Genomic DNA, 969 nt, shown 5'->3' on the forward strand with positions numbered 1-969 from the left:
GCGCACGACATGCGTGACTCGTCGGTCCCGCTGTCGGAGGCGTTCGCCGACGGGGCGGCGGGCCAGGGTGCGGACGTGGTCATGGCCGGGCTCGGCTCCACCGACCTGCTCTACTTCGCCGCCGGCTCGCTGGACCTGCCCGGCGCGATGTTCACCGCGTCCCACAACCCGGCCAAGTACAACGGGATCAAGCTGTGCCGGGCGGGTGCGGCACCGATCGGCCAGGACACCGGGCTCGGTGAGATCCGGGCGCTGGTCGAGGCCGGAGTCGCGCAGTTCACCGGGCCGCGCGGAACCGTCACCCGCCAGGACCTGCTCGCGTCCTATGCCCGGCATCTGCGCACACTGGTCGATCTTTCGGTGATCCGGCCGCTCACGGTTGCCGTGGACGCGGGTAACGGCATGGGCGGACGCACGGTCCCCGCGGTGTTCGAGGGGCTGCCACTGTCGGTCCACCCGCTCTACTTCGACCTGGACGGGTCGTTCCCGAACCACGAGGCGAACCCGATCGAACCGGAGAACCTCCGTGACCTGCAGGCGGCGGTGCGGGCCAACCGGGCCGACATCGGGCTCGCCTTCGACGGTGACGCCGACCGCTGCTTCGTGGTGGACGAACGCGGTGAGCTCGTGTCGCCGTCCACCATCACCGCGCTCGTCGCCGAGCGGGAACTCGCCCGCGAACCCGGCTCCACCGTCATCCACAACGTGATTGTCAGCCAGGCCGTGCCGGAGCTGGTGAGCGAACGCGGTGGCGTACCGGTGCGCACCCGGGTCGGTCATTCGTTCATCAAGGCGGAGATGGCCCGGACCGGGGCGATCTTCGGTGGTGAGCACTCCGGCCACTTCTACTTCCGTGACTTCTGGCGTGCCGATTCCGGGATGCTCGCGGCCCTGCACGTCCTGGCCGCGCTCGGGGAGCAGGACCAGCCGCTGTCACAGCTGCTGGCGGGCTATGCGCGGTACGCGGCC

1 protein-coding gene is annotated in these 969 nt (G+C 70.4%); it reads left to right on the plus strand.

The window, feature by feature from the left end:
- Window positions 1–969 (plus strand): phosphomannomutase/phosphoglucomutase (manB, locus tag DD1DGNOD_RS06130; RefSeq protein WP_241255502.1); only part of this gene is annotated, 969 nt, incomplete at both ends.

It is taken from the genome of Candidatus Protofrankia californiensis, from assembly GCF_900634765.1.
Lineage (GTDB): Bacteria > Actinomycetota > Actinomycetes > Frankiales > Frankiaceae > Protofrankia > Protofrankia californiensis.